12 protein-coding genes are annotated in these 14,556 nt (G+C 60.8%); 5 read left to right on the top strand and 7 right to left on the bottom strand.

What is annotated here, in order from left to right:
• Positions 1-5: 5 nt before the first annotated feature.
• Both BH683_RS13365 and BH683_RS13370 read left to right on the top strand, forming a co-directional pair.
• Entirely contained in the window at positions 6-914 is a 909-nt protein-coding gene (locus tag BH683_RS13365) for an alpha/beta hydrolase (protein ID WP_084836742.1), read from the top strand.
• Between the two features lie 98 nt (positions 915-1,012).
• On the top strand, positions 1,013-2,737 hold the full coding sequence (locus BH683_RS13370; RefSeq protein WP_084836743.1) for a 3-ketosteroid-delta-1-dehydrogenase: 1,725 nt from the start codon (positions 1,013-1,015) through the stop codon (positions 2,735-2,737).
• A 286-nt stretch (positions 2,738-3,023) separates the two neighbouring features.
• Here the strand turns inward: BH683_RS13370 and BH683_RS13380 are convergent, their stop codons facing one another.
• The 7 genes from BH683_RS13380 to BH683_RS13410 all read right to left on the bottom strand — a co-directional run bounded on the left by BH683_RS13380 (position 3,024) and on the right by BH683_RS13410 (position 10,410).
• On the bottom strand, positions 3,024-3,824 hold the full coding sequence (locus BH683_RS13380; RefSeq protein ID WP_084836745.1) for an enoyl-CoA hydratase-related protein: 801 nt from the start codon (positions 3,822-3,824) through the stop codon (positions 3,024-3,026).
• A gap of 44 nt (positions 3,825-3,868) precedes the next feature.
• Positions 3,869-4,633 (bottom strand): SDR family NAD(P)-dependent oxidoreductase, encoded by a 765-nt coding sequence (locus BH683_RS13385; protein WP_084836746.1) that lies wholly within the window; start codon positions 4,631-4,633, stop codon positions 3,869-3,871.
• A gap of 85 nt (positions 4,634-4,718) precedes the next feature.
• Positions 4,719-5,747, bottom strand: coding sequence for an oligopeptide/dipeptide ABC transporter ATP-binding protein (locus tag BH683_RS13390; protein ID WP_084836747.1), 1,029 nt, complete (start codon positions 5,745-5,747; stop codon positions 4,719-4,721).
• Complete coding sequence (locus BH683_RS13395) at positions 5,747-6,841, bottom strand: ABC transporter ATP-binding protein (RefSeq protein WP_246833359.1); 1,095 nt, start codon at positions 6,839-6,841, stop codon at positions 5,747-5,749. Before BH683_RS13395 ends, BH683_RS13390 begins: the two co-directional genes overlap by 1 nt.
• 20 nt (positions 6,842-6,861) lie before the next feature.
• The gene (locus tag BH683_RS13400; protein ID WP_084836748.1) at positions 6,862-7,836 is read right to left on the bottom strand and encodes an ABC transporter permease; all 975 of its coding nucleotides are present in this window, start codon (positions 7,834-7,836) and stop codon (positions 6,862-6,864) included.
• On the bottom strand, positions 7,833-8,780 hold the full coding sequence (locus BH683_RS13405) for an ABC transporter permease (protein WP_084836749.1): 948 nt from the start codon (positions 8,778-8,780) through the stop codon (positions 7,833-7,835). The genes BH683_RS13400 and BH683_RS13405 overlap by 4 nt, the downstream gene beginning before the upstream one ends.
• Before the next feature lie 76 nt (positions 8,781-8,856).
• Positions 8,857-10,410, bottom strand: a complete 1,554-nt coding sequence (locus tag BH683_RS13410; protein WP_246833360.1) for an ABC transporter substrate-binding protein — start codon at positions 10,408-10,410, stop codon at positions 8,857-8,859.
• A gap of 345 nt (positions 10,411-10,755) precedes the next feature.
• On the opposite strand from BH683_RS13410, the gene BH683_RS13415 reads away from it, so the two are divergent.
• The 3 genes from BH683_RS13415 (at position 10,756) to BH683_RS13425 (ending at position 14,551) form a co-directional block, all read left to right on the top strand.
• A complete protein-coding gene (locus BH683_RS13415; protein WP_084836751.1) occupies positions 10,756-11,691 on the top strand; it encodes a phosphotransferase family protein in 936 nt (311 codons plus the stop codon).
• 357 nt (positions 11,692-12,048) lie between these two features.
• Positions 12,049-12,846 carry an SDR family NAD(P)-dependent oxidoreductase gene (locus BH683_RS13420; RefSeq protein WP_084836752.1) on the top strand — a complete coding sequence of 266 codons (798 nt, stop codon included), beginning with the start codon at positions 12,049-12,051 and terminating at the stop codon, positions 12,844-12,846.
• Positions 12,847-12,970: 124 nt separating this feature from the next.
• The gene (locus BH683_RS13425) at positions 12,971-14,551 is read left to right on the top strand and encodes a fatty acyl-CoA synthetase (RefSeq protein WP_246833361.1); all 1,581 of its coding nucleotides are present in this window, start codon (positions 12,971-12,973) and stop codon (positions 14,549-14,551) included.
• Positions 14,552-14,556 lie beyond the last annotated feature (5 nt).

Raw genomic sequence — 14,556 nt, forward strand, 5'->3', positions numbered from 1 at the left:
CGGCCATGCTGGAGGCCCTGGATAGGTCGTTCCCGGATGTGACGACCATGGATCCGGTTGCGGTCCGAGAGATCATCCGGGACAGGCGGGCCCCACTGACCCGACAGCCAGACATGCGAACGGTGACAGACCTCGAGATCGACGGTCCCGGCGGAGACCTCGCCTTGCGGATCTATCGCCCCCACCTTCCAGGGTCCGCGCTCCCGGTTGTCGTGTTCGCGCATGGTGGCGGGTTCGTGTTCTGTGATCTAGACAGCCACGATGAGTTCTGCAGGTCGATGGCAGACGGCGTCGGGGCCCTCGTGGTCTCCGTCGACTATCGACTCGCACCCGAGCATCCCGGGCCTGCCGCATTCGATGACGTCTATGCAGCCCTTGTATGGAGCGCGGAGCACGTCAGCGAGTTCGGTGGAGACACTACGCAATTGATTCTGGCCGGCGACAGCGCGGGTGGCAACCTCGCTGCAACAGTGGCCATTGCGGCTCGAGATCGGGGCGGCCCGGCGATCGCAGGCCAAGCGCTCATCTACCCGGTGATCGACGATGATTTCGACACCGAATCCTATCGGCGCTTCGGAGTGGGCTACTACAACACCACCGAATCCATGAAGTGGTACTGGCAGCAGTATGCCCCTCAGGGCACCGACGATGTTCGATTGGTGCCGACGCGGGCTGCGAGCCTGGCCGGACTACCTGCTGCGGTGGTTGTCACGGCAGAACTGGACCCGCCGTGCTCCGCCGGTGACGACTACGCTGCCCGACTCATAGCTGATGGGGTTTCGGTCGACCATCACTGTTTCGCGGGACTGTTTCACGGATTCCTGACCTTTCCATCATTGCCGCAGACCGATCCGGCTCGGCGGAGAATCTGGGCGATGATGGAGCAGATGATCCACCAGTCTCTGCGTTACTGATCTTCAATTCCTTCCACCCCACGGGAACTCGTGGTGGATCCAGCTCAAACGTGACATACGTTACGACCAAGATTGTCCGACGCGAGAGTGATGAGAACATGGCGAAGAAACAAATTCCCCCTACGGCCGTCGCCCACGACATGAATGTCGACCTACTGGTTGTCGGTTCTGGAACCGGTATGGCCGCAGCGCTCGCGGCGAATGAACTGGGGCTCTCGACGCTCATCATCGAGAAGACCTCTTATGTAGGTGGCTCCACCGCTCGATCGGGTGGCGCATTTTGGATCCCTGGGAGTTCGATACTGTCGAAGTTCGGTAAGCGAACCGATCCGTTGCCGGCGGCCAGTGACTATATACGGTCGGTTGTCGGCGACACTGCCCCCGCCGATCGGGGGCAGGCCTTCCTGGAAAACGGCGCCGCCACCGTAGAAATGCTGAGTCGCACAACACCTATGAAGTTCTTCTGGGCCAAGGGCTACTCGGACTATCATCCGGAGAAACCTGGTGGCCGCGCAGAGGGGCGGACATGCGAATGCCGCCCGTTCGACGCATCAGTCCTCGGTGATGAACGCGATCGCCTTCGTCCAGGTGTGATGGAAGCGCCGGTACCGATGCCGGTCACCGGTGCGGAGTACAAATGGATGAACCTGATGGCCAAGAAGCCTGTCAAGGCCGTGCCTCGCATTCTCCGGAGGGTCGTCCAGGGCCTCGGCGGCATGGTGATCGGTCGTGAGTACATCGCGGGCGGGCAGGCGCTGGCCGCGGGGATGTTCGCAGGTGTCCTCCATGCCGATATCCCGGTGTGGACCGAGACGAGTCTGGTTGAGTTGCTGCAAGATTCGGACGGACGAGTGACCGGAGCCTTGATTGGTCAGGCCGGCCGTCAGTTCACGGTCACGGTGCGCTGTGGTGTGGTTCTGGCGGCCGGAGGTTTCGATCACAATGTGGAGTGGCGTCGCAAGTACCAGTCCGAGAACTTGGTGGACCACGCGAGCTTCGGAAGCGAAGGTGACACCGGAGATGCGATCGCGCTCTCGCAAGACCTTGGCGCCGGCCTTGAGTCGATGGATCAGGCCTGGTGGTTCCCGGCCTTCGCTGCTCTGCCCGGGGACAAACCGTTGGTCATGCTGGCCGAACGTTCGCTACCTGGATCCTTCATAGTTGACCAGTCCGGGCGCCGTTTCATCAATGAGTCCGTCGACTACATGTCGTTCGGTCAGGAAGTGTTGCGGCGTGAGCAGGCCGGGACACCCGTTGACGAGATGTGGATCATCTTCGATCAGGAGTACCGGAACAGCTACGTCATGGCGGGCGGGCTCTTTCCGCGTCAACCGATTCCGAAGGCATGGTATGACGCTGGTGTCGCTCAGAGTGCCGGCAGTCCCGCTGAACTCGCGAAACTGATCGATGTCCCTGTCGACGCTTTGGAAGACACCTTCCGGACGTTCAATCAATCCGCCGAGAACGGTTCGGACGCGGACTTCCACCGGGGCGAAAGTGCCTACGACCGCTATTATGGCGACCCGACAGTGGCACCCAATCCCAACCTTCGGGCCCTTGAGGACGGGCCTTTCTTCGCGGTCAAGATGGTACTCAGCGACCTCGGGACCTGTGGTGGTGTCACTGCGGATCGTAGCGCGCGTGTCGTTCGAGAAGACGGAAGCGTCATCAGGGGTCTCTATGCCATCGGTAATACCGCCGCCAACGCGTTCGGCCACACATATCCAGGCGCCGGAGCGACCATCGGGCAGGGTTTGGTCTATGGGTACATCGCAGCGCATCATGCTGCGGCTGCGAAGAATGCCAATACGGTCGATGCCTGATCAGTTCCTCGCCCCCGTGTTGTCAGGGCACTCGGTGCGCGATGCGGCGGCCACGTGGTTCAGGACGGCGGTCGCGCCGCACTATCCGCTTCGGGTCGGTCCAGGTCGGCATTCAGGGTGTACGAACCAAGTGTTCACCTTCGGCTACATCTGCCTGGTCGTGACCGAGTAGGGCTCACTACCGACTGTTCAGTTCGGATCTCGTCGTAACATCAGAAAGCCCGCAACCGATGGCGTTGTGGGCTTTCTGGTGCTGGCGACGAAGAGTCGGTGATAGGTGCCGGACTCAACGGCCAGTGAAGACAGGGCGCCGTTTCTCTCGGAAGGCAGTCAGGGCTTCGCGCATGTCCGATGTGCGTGTCGCCAACACCTGATTGCGGTTCTCGACCGCGATTGCTGCGTCTAGCGATGGCGCGTCGACGTTCTGCTGGATGACCTGTTTGGTCAAGGTCATACCGAATGGGCTGTTGGAAGCGATCATCTCGGCAATCTCGTAGGCCTTGTCCAACAGACTCTCGGACGAGGTCACATCGGTGACCAGCCCAATCTGGAGTGCTTCATGTGCAGTGACGAAACGACCAGTCAACAGTATCTCGGTTGCTCGGGCGAGCCCGACCAGTCGCGGCAGCGCCCAGGAGGTGCCGACGTCACCACCCGACAGTCCAACTTTGACGAAGGCCGCGTTGAAACGGGCACTCTCGGTGGCGATCCGAATATCGGCGGCGAGTGCGAGGCCCATTCCCGCACCCGCTGCAGGACCGTTCACCGCGGCAATGACCGGCGTGGACATATGTCGGAAGCCGGCAACCGCGGCCCCCCACTTCTGCTGTTCACGCATCATCTCCGTTGCGGTCATGTCGGGCAACTGAGCTGCGCAATCGAGGTCGAGTCCGGCGCAGAATCCACGGCCGCCACCGGTGATCACCAATACCCGTGTCTCGGGGTCTCCATCGATCTGGCCTTGCAATTCGCCGAACTCGTCAAACATCTCGAAGGTGATGGCATTGAGACGTTCGGGACGGTTGAGCGTGGCGAGTGCAATACCAGGACGGGGGTGGCTGAGTTCGAGCGTGCGGAACTGGGTCATCGGAGTATCTTCCTACTGGAGGTTGAGCATTAGCAGCGCGAGCTTCAGCGGCCGGAGTACGCGCCGCCGTTGATGTGGATGGTCTGACCCGTCACGTATTCTGCGCCGTCAGAGGCCAACCACACTGCCGCAGCGCCTACATCGCTGCCGCGTCCCAGTCGGGGTATCAGGTTGAGAGCGAAAATATCTGGGAGCGGGGGATACTCGGCGTCCAAGGCGGCTTGCAGATTCTCCATGAGCCCGAGTGCAAGCGAATTGACTGTCACTCCGCGGTCACCCACCTCGGTGGCTATGTGTCGGAGCGCGCCCTCGATCCCGGCTTTTCCGGCGCCGTACATGGCGGCTCCTAGGCCCTTGTTCGCCATAGACCCTGATCCCGAGGAGATCTGGATGACCCTCCCGAAGTTCCGCTCCAGCATCCCAGCCAGAACGCAGTGCGTGGTGTTCAGAGATCCGTAGAGATTGATGTCGATGTAGGGCGGCCAGCTTGCCGGCAACGAAGTTGCGAAGGGTTGCCGCTGCGCTTCTGCCGGGATCCCGGCATTGTTGACGAGGATGTCGACGGCCCCGAGTTCGGCTTCCGCGGCGCGTATTCCCTCTGCGACGGCGGTGTAGTCGGTGATGTCAAAGGGCGCACTGGTGGCTGTGCCCCCGCGAGCCCTGACGGCCTGCGCTCCGGCCTCAGCGCGATCCGCCGCGACGTCATTGATGATCACCGATGCACCCGCCGCAGACAGTGCTTGAGCGATTCCCAAACCGGTATTTTGGCCGGCGCCCGTCACCAGGGCGACTCTTCCTTCGAGACTCACTGTTCCTCAATTCATTGTGATTGCTTGTTCCGTCGGGTGCAAACGTTTGTCGCAGACGGTGATGGCGGTCGATCTGCTCAAAGATCTATGTCGTCTCAGTGACAATGATCGGACCAATCGTTTCGTCTGTGTTCGGGAAGTGGCAGGCCACAAAGTGATTGGGTGCCACTTCGCGAATGATCGGTTCTTTGGTCACACACACCTCCGCCGCTTTGGGGCACCGTGTCCGGAAGCGGCAACCGCTGGGAGGGTCGAGAGGGGAGGGTAGTTCGCCCTGCAGGCTGATCTCACCGGGATCGACCAGCGGATCTGGTTCGGGGATCGCTGAGAGTAGGGCTTCCGTGTAGGGGTGTAGGGGTGTGGCGTACATCCGATCGGGATCGGCAATCTCGCAGATCTTGCCCAGATACATGACGATGATGCGGTCGCTGACATTCTTGACCACGGCCAGGTCGTGTGCGATGAACAACAAGGTCAGGCTGTATCTGGCTTTCATGTCCTGGAGTAGATTCAGGATCTGTGCTTGCACCGACACATCAAGTGCCGAGACTGGTTCGTCGCACACCACAAGCTGCGGTTCTACAACGATCGCCCGGGCGATGGAGATGCGCTGACATTGACCTCCGGAGAACTCGTGAGGCTTCCTGTCGCCGGCGGTGTCGGGATCGAGACCGACGATTCGGAGCGTCTCATCGACAGCTGCATCGCGTTGCACGCGAGTCTTCTCGCCGCTGATATCGAGCCCCTCCGCGACGATCTTCCGGACCTTTCGAAGCGGATTGAGGGAAGATATCGGATCCTGAAAGATCATCTGCAGGCTCCTGCGGATGGGTCGGAGCTCGCGCGGTGAGAGGCCTGCGAGATCCGTTCCTCCGAAGGTCACGGTGCCCGACGTCGGTGGAGGAAGTTGCATGATGGCTTTGGCAACGGTGGACTTCCCGCAACCCGACTCGCCGACGAGGCCGAGGGTTTCGCCACGGACGATGTCGAGGCTGATACCAGAAACCGCGTGTACCTTTCCGCCGTGTCCGCCGTTGTACTCGACCACGAGGTCGCGCACGCTCAACAAGGTGTCCTTGTTGTCTCGTAGGTGTGCGGTTCCGGTTCCAGCCATCAGAGTTCCTTCGTTGTCATCGGCAGTCCGCCCGCCGTCTCGCCCAAGGTGAGGTTCTCGGACAGCGCCGCGGAGCCATCGGCAGTGCCGACCGGATAAAAACAGGCGAATCGATGCTCGGCCGCGCTCCGGTGATCTGACGACAGTTCAGGCGTTTCGGTCAGGCAGCGTGGTCGGGAGTGGGGGCACCGCGGCGCGAAGGCGCATCCCGGTGGCGGATCGATCACTGTAGGAGGGCGCCCTGGAATTGCTTGCAGTCGTGTGTGACTCGGGTCGCTGAGCTTGGGGATGGATTCGATGAGGGCTCGTGTGTAAGGGTGGCGCATCTCGCTGAACAAGGTGTGAGTGGGCGCGTGTTCCACAACGCGTCCGGCGTACATCACGGCGATCTCGTCAGTGCGGCCTGCTACGACCCCGAGGTCGTGGGTGATCAGAATCATCGCCATGCCTTGTTCGCGACGAAGACGGGCCAGCAGTGTCAGGACTTGGTGTTGGACGGTGACATCAAGGGCGGTGGTGGGTTCGTCAGCGATGAGGAGGTCGGGAGAACATGCGATGGCCAGGGCTATCACCACGCGCTGGCGCATACCGCCGGAGAGGTTGTGAGGATACTGGGATAGACGCTCGTGAGGTTCGGGAATCCCCACCCACTCCAAGAGCTCCTCTGCCCGGTTGAGCGCTTCCCTCTTGGACAGGTCGGTGTGTCGCCGTAGGGTTTCGGTCAGTTGACGCCCGATGGTGAGCACGGGCGTCAACGACGTCATCGGGTCTTGGAAGACCATGGCTACGCGTGAACCCCACAACGCGCGGGCTTCGGACTTGCTGAGTGACGCCGTATCGCGTCCCTCGATCTCCACCCGCGAACCAGGTTGGATGACCGCGCTTGGTGCGAGAATGTTCATGATCGCCCGTGAGAGCACGGACTTGCCCGAACCGGACTCGCCGACGATCCCGAGGGTTCGGCCGCGAGAGAGGTCGAATTCGACGCCATCAACCGCACGCACCATGCCACGAGGAGTGTCAAACCACACTCGCAGGTTGTGCACGGTCAGGATCGGCCCGTCACGCTTCGGCAGTTCGTCCGCGGGACTCACAGACTTGGGCGTTGAGACATTCACAATGACGATTCCCTTCCGACCCGTCCACGAGCCCAATCGCCCACGCGGTTCAACGAGAAGACCGTGAGGAAGAAGAACATTCCCGGAACCAATACCAAATAGGGTGCTTCGTAGAGGCTTTCGCGTCCCGCAGCGATCATCCCACCCCAGCTTGGCGCGGGCGGTGGGATGCCCAGACCGAGGAAGCTGAGGGATCCTTCTGCCACAACCAACCCGGCGGCGACGACCGTCGCAAACGAAAACACCGGCAGCAGAACGTTGGGCAGGATTTCACGAAGGATGATTCGGATACTGCTGGCGCCCATCGACTTCGCGGCAGTGACGAACTCGCGATTCGCGAACGAGATCGTATTCGCTCGTGCTATTCGCACGAAAGTTGGTGCACCGACGATGCCGAGGCCCACTGCCAGTGTCGTTGCGCTGGGCTCCATCACGGCTACCAGCGCGATGAGAAGGATGAGCGGTGGAAATGCCAGAATCATGCTTGTTCCGATATCGAACGTGGTGTCCAGCGCACCTCTGAAGTAGCCCGCGACGATGCCGATCGCGGTCCCGGTGACAAGCGCTATCAGGGTGGCCCCGATGGCCACTGCCAACGAGACCCTGGCGCCGTAGATCACGCGGCTGAGTTGGTCTCGTCCGATCTCATCCGTGCCCAGAATATGTGCGGCGTTCTTGAAAGGCTCCAAAGAGTACGAATCGGTGATCTCCGACGGAGACGGCAGCGGGAGCAGGTCGGCGAACACTGCAGCGGAGACGATCAGTACCAGCCAGATCACCCCCACGGCAGCGCCGATATCTCGTTTGCGACGGTGTCTGCGTTTGGTGACCTGCACCTCTGCCGCGGCATGACCGGCTTTCACGTCGAGATCGACATTTCCGGCGTATCCGGGATCGATAGGCGTGGGTTTTGTCAGTAGCACTCGCGTCTCGTCGGGGGTTACTGATGCTCTCGTCTCGGGGTGACTCATGCGGTCCTCACTCTCGGATCGAGTACGGGGTAGGCGAGGTCGACCAACGCGTTGAGCAGGACGTAGGCGACCGCCACGACAAGAACGATTCCCTGGATCATCAGGAAGTCACGCCCGGTGATAGATGTGATGACCAACGAGCCGAGCCCGGGCAGAGAGAACAGAGTCTCGACGATGACCGTGCCTCCGATCAGCCGTCCGAGTGACACCCCCATCACCGTGATGAGAGAGAACGCCGACGGACGCAAGGCATGTGTGAACAGAATGCGCGGCGACGAGAGGCCCCGTGCCCGGGCCGAGAGGACAAAATCGTGCTGCAGTGTCGCCATCATGTCATTGCGGAGGACGCGAATGAATCCCACAGCCTCGATCGCCGAGAGCGTCACCACCGGTAAGATCAAACTCTCGATGTGGGGACCAAGTCCCTCCGATATCGGTGTCCATCCGGTGACCGGCAGGGTACCGAGACTGACCGCGAAGACGAACACCAACAAAACCCCGAGAAGAAAACTGGGTATCGACAGAGTGACCGAGCAGATGAACGTGGCTACTCGATCGAAGATCCCACCCGCACGGTATGCCGACCAGACTCCGACCGGAACTGCAATCAGAAGTGCCAACAGTATTGACAGTCCTGCCAATTCGATGGTGACAGGCAAACGTTCCAAAATCGCGTCGGTGACGGGAACCTGGGACTGCATCGAGCGGCCGAGGTCCCCGTGGAGTGCATTGCCGAGCCATTCGAAATACCTGCCGACCAACGGACCGTCCAAGCCATACTGTGCGGTCGCGGCGGCCCGCATCTCGGGGGTGGCTCCGGCCGGAAGCACGGAGTCAACCGGATCACCAGGTATGAGTTCGAGTAGGAGGAAGGTCGCGACGCTGACCAGCGAGAGGACAGCAACGAGCTTGGCGACATAGCGCACCGCACCATGTTTGATCATGATCAACTTCCCGCATTTTTGGAGTGGATGCCGGGGAAACGATGGAGCACAGTATCGAAGGACGATGCGTTCGGTGTTACTGCTGCACCCATGCCAGGTCCGACCGGAACCAATAGGAATAGAGGTTTTCGATGCCGTTGACGTTGGAAGGCGAGATCAGGTAGGTCTTCGCATGACGCCAGAATCGGTACGCGTTGGCATCCACGATTCCGGCGATCGCGTCCGCGTAAGCGTTGTTGACGGTGTCGGGATCGTTGGACGTATGGGTGAGCTCGAGGGCTTGGTCAACGCCCGGGTCGGAGAATCCCGAGGTGTTGCTGGGGCCGTCCGTGGTGAACACTTTGTACAGGTTCTCGGGATTCGCGCCACCCAGCGAGCTGATGATGAGGTCGTAGTTCCCGGATGTCAACGCGGAGTAAAACGCTCCGCCGTCGAGTGCGACGATCTTCAGGTTCAATCCGTTCACCTTGGCGAACTGTGCCTGCAGCAGTTCTCCGACCTGTGTGAGCACCGGACTGCCTGCTGTGGTCGTGAACGTGAGTTCGACCTCGCGTCCGCCGGTCTGGGCACGATAGTCGTCGATCAGCTTCTGAGCGCCGGCGATATCTTGGGCGGTCCATTCTGATGACGGATCGTAGAAGGGGCTGTCGGCGGGTGTGAATCCGGTGGCGACGTCTTCGCCGGGATAGACCGCGTTCATGATCTGCTCGTTGTCGAAGACCTTCCCGACAGCGTCGCGCACACGCGGGTCTGCGAGTGGACCCCGATCGCTTATCTGGACACCCGTGCCACCCATCATCGTCGCTTCGCTGACGTTCATGCCTGCTGACTCGGCGCGATCGGCGTACTTCTTCAATGTGACTGCCATGACGTTGATCTCGCCCGCCTGAAGAGCGTTGTAACGCTGGTCGTCGGCAGGAATCGTTTTGATCACCAGCCGATCTGCGTACGGCCTTGGTTGATCCCAATACTGGGGGTTGCGGTCGAGGGTCATCTGGGTGCCGCGGGCCCAATTCGTCATGATGAACGGTCCGGCTCCGACTGGTGCGTTACCGAAGTCTTTCCCCTTCTCCTTGATCGCGGTGGGTGAGCCAACGAACGCCAAATCTTCCGCGATGTAGTTCGGAAGCTGATAATCCACCTTCTTCGAGGTGACCAGTAGGGTCGTTGGATCGGAAACCTGCCAGGTGATCCCGGTCGCAGCAGCGGCGCTCGGTGACAGCAGTGCCGGATCCAGCGCACGGTTCCAGTTGAAAGCAACGGCATCTGCATCAAACGGTGTGCCGTCGGTGAATGTCAGATTGGGTCGGAGCTTGAGTGTCCATTCTTTGCCGTCTTGCGTCGTGAACGATTCCGCCATGCCGGGCTGAAACTCGCGGCTGTCGATGTTGTAGTACATGAGCGCACCGTAGATCGCCTGGCAGGGCCCCAGTCCGATCCCGAGCGCACAGGTCACCGGATCGACGGACTGGGCTTCGGTGTTGAAGGCGTAGGTCAGAGTGCCGCCTCGCGCTGGGTCGCCGGCAGGCTCGTTCTGTGCAGACTCCTTGCCCCCCGAGCACGCGGAGAGCATCAACGACAGCGCGGCCCCCGCGCTAAAGACTGCTAAAAGGCGACTTCTCTTTGGCACTGCACGCTCCCTGTTCTGACGATGACGGCGGTCTTGGTTGCTGGATGATCAGCGGTGCGCCAGACCCCGGGCGACTTCACGTCGCATTAAGTCAGTGCGCGCGGACGTCGACAAGGGGACGTTCCATCCAGTGGGCGAAAGTGGTTGCGAAGGGGGATGACCCGAGCTCTTTGCGCATCGACGCTTCACCACCTCCCACCGAGCGGTCTCAAGGCTTGTGACTGTCAGAGAGCCCGCGGACGCTTCTGTAGAGGCGAGTCATCTTCGAAGCTGGGCATGGTGAAGAGGCTTACGAGGACAGCGCCCAGATCAAGGACCGCCCGGAACGCGAAATGGAGTGAATGAATGGAGACCGTTGAGGTCGATCTCGACCTCCCGCGGCTTGCGGAATGGCTGAGAGCTGAACATTCGGACCTGGGCAAGCCGGTGAAGGCGTGGCTTCTGGCCGGCGGAAGATCCAACATCACGATCGGACTGGAGACTGAAGCGGGTGAACGTTACTGCCTGCGACGGCCACCCGGCGGGGACGTCGCGCAGTCCCACAACATCGAGCGCGAGTACCGATTCTTGGAGCGGCTGCAGGCGTCTGAGGTTCCTGTCCCGGCGGTGCTCGCCTATTGCAACGACCCGAGAGTGGTCGGAACGCCGTTCTTCATGATGCGCTTTGTCGAGGGAACGTTGTGCGGGGATGCTTCCGATGCCGCACAGCTCTCGGACGGAATGCGATCGGCGACGGGCCACTCAATGGCTCCGACGCTCGCACGGCTACATGACATCGATCTGGTGGGGTCAGGAGTCGGCGACCTCGCGCGGCAGGAGGACTTCATCGGGCGCCAACTCCGAGCAATGCGTCGGGGGCTACAGCCGAATGATCTCAAGCGGTGGCCCCAGTTCGTAGCGATTGAGACTGCACTGATGACCCGAAGACCTGCGGAAACCGAGGTCACCCTCGTGCACGGTGATTTCAAGATGGGCAACTGCATTTTCGCCGACGACGGTTCGGTCGCCGCGGTTCTGGATTGGGAGTTGGCTACACTCGGTAGCCCTCTGGCCGATGTCGGTTGGCTGGTCGCGAGTTGGCGACCACCGGGCGACACCGAGCCGCGGATTCTGCAAGCGCCATCAACGATGGAGGGGTTTCCGGGCGTCGATGAGGTATTGATCGCCTATCGGGATGCTGCCGGCCGAATTTGGCCGACCTTCCCTACTTCATTGCTCTCGCCGAATGGAAATGGGCTTGTATCAACGTCGGTATCCATCGAAGATACAGTCAAAAACTAATGGGTTCTGCCACAGTAGATCTCACGCTTGTGGAAGGCGAGATCGAGAGCCGGTTGGCAACAGCCGGGAGGGCACTCCGCTGACAAGTACCGACGGCGAGACCGGATCGTGAACACGCAAGCGGTGTCGCGGTATCGATTCAGCCGAAGTGCACTGTCACCATGCTGTGCTTGACGCGCGGCCAGTTCTCGGTGCGCCCGATCAGACACTGGGGTGTTCCGAACATCGACCTTCCATCCAGTGGGAACTGGATGACCTTTCAACCCTGTCGACCGGCATCATGGGCTTTTCAAGTGTGACCGGTGGCCCGAAATCGCACCGCCGTTTCGGGCAGTCATTGCAGGTGAGGAGCGAGATATGAATCGGTTCGAGGGTCGCCGGGTTCTGGTGACGGGCGCCGCTTCGGGAATCGGCAGGGCGTCGGTGTTGCGTTTGCTCGCCGAGGGAGCTGCAGTTGTAGCTGCGGACGTGGTGGAGGCCGGTCTGGTCGTGACCGATTCGGCTGCCGTCGAATCGGGGTACGGGGATCGATTGACGACTCACGTGATCGATATCGGCGACGAAAGCTCGGTCAGCCAAGGTGTCGCTTTCGCGACGAACAGTCTTGGCGGGCTGGACGTTCTCGTGAACGCGGCGGGCATTCTACGCAGCGCGCACACCGAAGCGATGCCGCTCGAGGACTGGGACAAGATCATTCGAATCAACCTCACTGGTACGTTCCTGATGATTCGCGAGTCCCTGCCGTCGCTCATTGAATCTGGGCACGGTGTGATCGTGAACTTCACCTCCACTTCGGCGACTTTCGCGCATCCCTACATGGCGGCCTACGCGGCCAGCAAGGGCGGAATCTGGTCGCTCACCCACGCCGTCGCGCTCGAATATGCGAGCAAAGGAATTCGTGCTATTTCAGTCGCGCCAGGGAGCATCACCTCGGGAATGACTGCGGCGCCGGGTATTCCTGACGACGCCGACTTCTCGTTGTTCGCGAAACTGCAGCCGGTCCTGGTAGGTACACCTACTGGCGATGATGTAGATCAAGCGCCGGGTATGGCAGGCCCAGACAAGGTCGCAAGTGTGGTCGCGATGCTGGCGTCGGACGATGGTGCGTTCATCACCGGTACCGAGGTTCGGATCGACGGTGGTACCCACATGTGAGGCGCCCGATGCATAGCGGTCACTTGTGGGTGCCGCAACTGTGAGGTTCCGTCCGCCGAATCCATGCTTCTCGGAATCGCGGTGGTGCGACACGAGGAGACTGAACGTCGATAGAAGGAGCATGATGACACCACCGGCGCACATTGATCAGGCGCGGGCACACTCGCTCGGTAGCCTGCCTCGCAGGGCCGCGCAGAGGTGCCCGGGCAAGGTTGCGATCGTAGACGGCAACGTCGAGTTGACGTACGACGACTTCGCCGACATGGTCGATCGGACAGCAGGCGCGATGCGCGAATCTGGTTTGGCACAGGGCGACCGATTGGCTCTACTGTCGCGCAATTGCTGGCAGTTCGCGATCGTGGCATTTGCGGCAGCGCGCGCCGGTGTGATCTTGGTGCCGATCAACTTTATGCTGCGTCCAAGCGAGATCGCGTTCATCATCGATTTCAGTTCGGCCAGGGCACTCATTGCCCAAGATGAGTTGGTCACAACAGCCGTCCAAGCGCTTTCGCAGAGCGCCGGGTCAGTAACCAAACGGTGTGCTATCCGTTCGTCGTCTGATGCTGTCTCACTTGGGTGGGAAGATCTCCAGACCTGGATCGACAGAGACGCCGATGCACCCGAGGTGAGCATCGGCGACGACGATCCGATCAGGATGATGTTCACGTCCGGTACAGAGTCGAAGCCGAAAGGCGCGCTGCTCTCCAGTCGCGCCTTGATGTGGCAATACGTCTCATGTGCGATTGACGGTGGTATGTCAGGGGACGATGTCGAGCTGCACTCACTGCCGCTGTACCACTGCGCGCAACTGGACAGCTTCCTCGGGACCGACATCTACCTCGGCGCAACCAACATCATCGTGCCCGCGCCCGAGCCGGTCACTCTCCTCCGAACCATCGAAGCGCATGGCGTCACGAAGCTCTTCGCACCGCCGACTGTGTGGATAGGCCTGCTGCGCACGCCCGGGTTCGATGAATACGACCTGTCGTCGCTGCGCAAGGGATACTACGGCGCATCCGCGATGCCGGTCGAGATCCTGAAAGAGATCCAGGCACGCTTGCCAGACGTCCGCCTGTGGAACTTGTACGGTCAGACCGAAATGGCCCCAACAGCAACAATACTCGCCCCCGAATATCAGCTGTCCCATCCGGGAGCGGCAGGTCGGCCGGTGCTGAACGTCGAGACGCGCATTCACGATCTCGATGACCTGCCCGTCGGCTCGGGCGAAGTGGGGGAGGTAGTTCATCGATCGCCGCAGACCATGCTCGGATACTTCAATGACGAAGCGAAAACCGCCGAGGCTTTTCGTGGTGGGTGGTTCCACTCAGGCGACCTCGGGTACTTCGACGATGACGGCATGCTCTACATCGTCGATCGCAAGAAGGACATGATCAAGACCGGTGGCGAAAATGTCGCGAGCCGTGAGGTCGAAGAGGCCATCTACCTGCTGGAAGGGGTATCCGAGGTTGCGGTGTTCGGAGTCACCCATCCGACGTGGGTCGAAGCAGTGGTGGCAGTGGTTGTGCCAAAGCCAGGAAGTCCGCTGACCGAAATGGAGGTCATCCAGCACACTCGAACATTGCTGGCAGGCTACAAGACACCCAAACGTGTGGTGATAGCGCAAGAACTACCAAAGAATCCATCCGGCAAAATATTGAAGCGATCGTTGCGTGAAACCTACGGGTTCGACTTCAGCGAGGCCTGATCGCG

It is taken from the genome of Williamsia sp. 1138, from assembly GCF_002095435.2.
Classification (GTDB): domain Bacteria; phylum Actinomycetota; class Actinomycetes; order Mycobacteriales; family Mycobacteriaceae; genus Williamsia.

Excerpts from the sequence above, each read along its gene's own strand:
- BH683_RS13370 (WP_084836743.1), top strand. The coding sequence starts at position 1,013 with ATGGCGAAGAAACAAATTCCCCCTACGGCCGTCGCCCACGACATGAAT.
- BH683_RS13365 (WP_084836742.1), top strand. The coding sequence starts at position 6 with ATGCTGGAGGCCCTGGATAGGTCGTTCCCGGATGTGACGACCATGGAT.
- BH683_RS13420 (WP_084836752.1), top strand. The coding sequence starts at position 12,049 with ATGAATCGGTTCGAGGGTCGCCGGGTTCTGGTGACGGGCGCCGCTTCG.
- BH683_RS13415 (WP_084836751.1), top strand. The coding sequence starts at position 10,756 with ATGGAGACCGTTGAGGTCGATCTCGACCTCCCGCGGCTTGCGGAATGG.
- BH683_RS13390 (WP_084836747.1), bottom strand. The coding sequence starts at position 5,747 with ATGGCTGGAACCGGAACCGCACACCTACGAGACAACAAGGACACCTTG.
- BH683_RS13425 (WP_246833361.1), top strand. The coding sequence starts at position 12,971 with ATGACACCACCGGCGCACATTGATCAGGCGCGGGCACACTCGCTCGGT.
- BH683_RS13405 (WP_084836749.1), bottom strand. The coding sequence starts at position 8,780 with ATGATCAAACATGGTGCGGTGCGCTATGTCGCCAAGCTCGTTGCTGTC.
- BH683_RS13380 (WP_084836745.1), bottom strand. The coding sequence starts at position 3,824 with ATGACCCAGTTCCGCACGCTCGAACTCAGCCACCCCCGTCCTGGTATT.
- BH683_RS13400 (WP_084836748.1), bottom strand. The coding sequence starts at position 7,836 with ATGAGTCACCCCGAGACGAGAGCATCAGTAACCCCCGACGAGACGCGA.